Source organism: Nocardioides sp. P5_C9_2, from assembly GCF_054049555.1.
Map to the genome: position 1 here is coordinate 1 of NZ_JBFUMD010000408.1, position 3625 is coordinate 3625.

A 3625-nucleotide genomic window follows, 5' to 3' on the forward strand; every position below is an offset into this window, starting at 1 on the left:
GTCGGGGATCGAGCCGGCGAGGAAGATCAGCGCCGAGCCGAGGGCCGCGAGCATCAGCACGTCGAGCGCCTTGAAGCGTACGGCGAGCATCCCGGCGTCGCGGTTGGACAGAAGGAGCCGCACCAGGCCGCCGAAGAGCAGCGCCCCGCCGAAGACGCGGATCCCGGTGCGCCACTCCCCCGTCACGACGACGCCCACGGCGACGACGCAGACGGTGAGGACGACGAGGTAGAACGCGCCCCCGATGGTCGAGGGGTAGCGCCGCTCCTCCTCCTCGAGCCCCGGCTCCGGCTGCACGCCGTCGACGAGCTCCTCGGCCGACACCGGCGGCACGCTCTCCGGCGGGGCGAAGCGCGGCTCGCGCGGGTCGTCGGCGTCGTCGCTCATCTCAGGCCTCGAGGGACTTCTCGGCCATGGAGACGATGTTGCTGAGCAGCATCGCCCGGGTCATCGGGCCCACGCCGCCCGGGTTGGGCGAGACCCACCCGGCGGTCTCCCACACGTCGTCGGCCACGTCTCCGGCGATCGCGCCGTCGACCCGGGAGACACCCACGTCGAGCACCGCGGCACCCGGCTTGACCATGTCGGCGGTGATGATGCCGGGGACACCCGCGGCTGCGACCACGATGTCCGCGTTGCGCACGTGGGCGGCCAGGTCGCGGGTGCCGGTGTGGCACRGGGTGGCGGTGGCGTTCTCCGAGCGGCGGGTGAGCAGCAGGCCCAGCGGCCGCCCGACGGTGAGGCCGCGACCGACCACCACGACCTCGGCACCGGCGATCTCGACGCCGTGACGGCGCAGCAGCTCGAGGCAGCCGACGGGGGTGCACGGCAGCGGGCCGTCCTCGCCGAGCACGAGCCGGCCGAGGTTCTCCGGGTGGAGTCCGTCGACGTCCTTGCGGGGGTCGACCCGCGACAGCAGCCGGAACTCGTCGAGGCCGGTCGGCTGCTGGACGATGAAGCCGGTGACGGCCGGGTCCGCGTTCAGCCGGTCGATCAGCTCCTCCACCTCCGCCTGCGTCGCCGAGGCGGGCAGGTCGTGGCGGAAGGACGCGATGCCGATCTTGGCGCAGTCCTTGTGCTTGGCCCCGACGTACCACTGGTTGCCCGGGTCGTCGCCGACCATCACGGTGGCCAGGCCGGGGGTGGCACCGCGCTCCTCGAGGGCCCTCACCCGCTCGGCCAGCTCGGTCATGATGGTGGCGAGGGTCGCCCTGCCGTCGAGCGTCTGTGCAGTCACGTGGTCATCCAATCAGTCGCTGACGGGAGGTCAGTGGAAGAAGTGCCGGGCGCCGGTGAGGTACATCGTCACGCCGGCCTTCGCGGCCGCCTCGATGACCTCCTCGTCGCGGACCGACCCGCCGGGCTGGACGATCGCCGTGACCCCGGCGTCGATGAGCACCTGGGCGCCGTCGGCGAAGGGGAAGAAGGCGTCGGAGGCCGCCACCGAGCCCGCGGCCCGGTCCCCGGCCCGCTCGACCGCGAGGCGGCAGGAGTCGACCCGGTTGACCTGGCCCATGCCGACGCCGACCGAGGCGCCGCCGCGGGCGAGCAGGATGGCGTTGGACTTGACGGAGCGGCAGGCCCGCCAGGCGAAGGCGAGGTCGGCAAGGAGGTCGGCGGAGGCCGCCTCCCCCGTCGCGAGGGTCCACGAGGCCGGGTCGTCCCCGCCACCGTCGACGTCGGCGTCGAGCACGTCGCGCTGCTGCAGCAGCAGGCCACCCGAGATCGCCCGGAGGTCGCTGCCGCCGCGCGCCAGCGGGGCCGCCTCGAGGAGCCGGATGTTCTTCTTGGCGCTGAGCACCTCGATCGCCCCGTCCTCGTAGCCGGGCGCCACGACGACCTCGGTGAAGATCCCGGCCACCTGCTCGGCCATCGCCACCGACACGGGGACGTTGGTCGCGATCACGCCGCCGAAGGCCGACACCGGGTCGCAGTCGTGCGCGCGGCGGTGGGCCTCGGCCACGTCGGCGCCCACGGCGATCCCGCACGGGTTGGCGTGCTTGATGATCGCCACGGCGGGCCGGTCGAAGTCGTACGCCGCCCGACGGGCCGCGTCGGCGTCGACGTAGTTGTTGTAGGACATCTCCTTGCCATGGTGCTGGGTCGCCTGGGCGAGCCCGGGGCCTTCGGGGAGGAAGCCGTTGGCGTAGAGCGCGGCCGACTGGTGCGGGTTCTCCCCGTAGCGGAGCACCGCCTGCTGGTCCCACGTGGCGCCCATCCACGCCGGGAAGCCGGACCCGGCGGAGCTGTCCGTGAGCACGTTGCCCATCCAGCTGGCCACGTGGACGTCGTACGTCGCGGTGTGGACGAAGGCCTCGGCGGCCAGCCCCTTCCGCTCGGCGAGGGTGAAGCCGCCGGCGCCGACGGCCCGCAGGACGTCGTCGTACCGCTCGGGCGAGGTGACGATGGCGACGCTGGGGTGGTTCTTGGCGGCAGCGCGGACCATCGAGGGCCCGCCGATGTCGATCTGCTCGACGCACTCGTCCGGCGAGGCCCCCGACGCGACGGTCTCGGTGAAGGGGTAGAGGTTGGAGACGACGAGGTCGAAGGGCTCGACCTCCAGCTCCGCGAGCTGGCGGACGTGGGACTCGAGACGGCGGTCGGCCAGGATGCCGGCGTGGACGCGCGGGTGCAGCGTCTTGACGCGGCCGTCGAGGCACTCGGGGAAGCCGGTGAGGTCCTCGACGCGGGTGACGGGCAGGCCGAGCCCGGCGATCAGGGCGGCCGAGCCGCCCGTGGAGACGAGCTCGACACCGGCGTCGTGGAGCCCCCGCACCAGCGCCTCGAGGCCGGTCTTGTCGTACACCGACACCAGGGCGCGGCGCACCGGGACCTGGTCCAGGACTGTGGTGGGGCGGGTCACGGRATCGGACACGGGAGACTCCTGAGGTCGAGCGGTGGAGGCGAGCACCCAGGCGGTCGATGCTCTGCGCGGTTCACTCCCCGGTGGTCGCCCACCTGCGCCAGTCGTGTGGACCCCAGAGTAGAGGAACCCGGCGGCGTCAGCCGAGTCGCACCCGGCGGCCGTCGAGGTGCCAACCGTCGCGCGCCATCCGCCCGACGGTGTCCACCAGCATGGTCCGCTCGGCGACCTTGATCCGCTCGTGGAGGGTCGCGGTCGTGTCCTCGTCGAGGACCGGCACGACGGTCTGCGCGATGATCGGGCCGGTGTCGACCCCGTCGTCGACGACGAAGAGGGTGGCGCCGGTGACCTTGACGCCGTAGTCCAGCGCGTCCGCAGGCCCGCTGGTCCCGGGGAACGCGGGGCACAGCGCCGGATGGGTGTTGACGACCCGGCCGGGGAAGCGGGCGAGGAACTCCGTGCCGACCAGCTTCATGAAGCCGGCCAGCACCACGACGTCGGGCTCGAAGGCCGCGACGGTGTCGGCGAGCGCCCGGTCCCAGTGGTCGCGCGAGGAGAAGTGGCCGACCTTCCGCACGAAGGTCGGGACGCCGGCGCGGTCGGCGCGGTCCAGCCCCTCGATGTCCTCCCGGTCGGCACCGACGGCCACGACCTTCGCGCCGTACGCCGGGTCGGCGCACGCGTCGAGAAGCGCCTGGAGGTTGGTGCCGGAGCCGGAGACGAGGACGACGAGGCGGGCGGTCACCCGGCGGAGTCTAGAGC

4 protein-coding genes and 1 riboswitch are annotated in these 3625 nt (G+C 73.2%); all 4 genes read right to left on the reverse strand.

The window, feature by feature from the left end:
* A partial coding sequence (locus ACXJKL_RS17060) for a DUF3017 domain-containing protein (RefSeq protein WP_457208213.1) occupies positions 1 to 387 on the reverse strand: 387 nt, incomplete at its 3' end.
* A 1-nt stretch (position 388) separates the two neighbouring features.
* A complete protein-coding gene (locus ACXJKL_RS17065) occupies positions 389 to 1237 on the reverse strand; it encodes a bifunctional methylenetetrahydrofolate dehydrogenase/methenyltetrahydrofolate cyclohydrolase (RefSeq protein ID WP_457208214.1) in 849 nt (282 codons plus the stop codon).
* A 30-nt stretch (positions 1238 to 1267) separates the two neighbouring features.
* Positions 1268 to 2875 carry a bifunctional phosphoribosylaminoimidazolecarboxamide formyltransferase/IMP cyclohydrolase gene (gene purH, locus ACXJKL_RS17070; RefSeq protein WP_457208215.1) on the reverse strand — a complete coding sequence of 536 codons (1608 nt, stop codon included), beginning with the start codon at positions 2873 to 2875 and terminating at the stop codon, positions 1268 to 1270.
* 27 nt (positions 2876 to 2902) lie between these two features.
* A riboswitch (ZMP/ZTP riboswitch) is annotated at positions 2903 to 2981 on the reverse strand.
* Positions 2982 to 3002: 21 nt separating this feature from the next.
* Positions 3003 to 3608 (reverse strand): phosphoribosylglycinamide formyltransferase, encoded by a 606-nt coding sequence (gene purN, locus ACXJKL_RS17075; RefSeq protein ID WP_457208216.1) that lies wholly within the window; start codon positions 3606 to 3608, stop codon positions 3003 to 3005.
* Between the last annotated feature and the right edge of the window lie 17 nt (positions 3609 to 3625).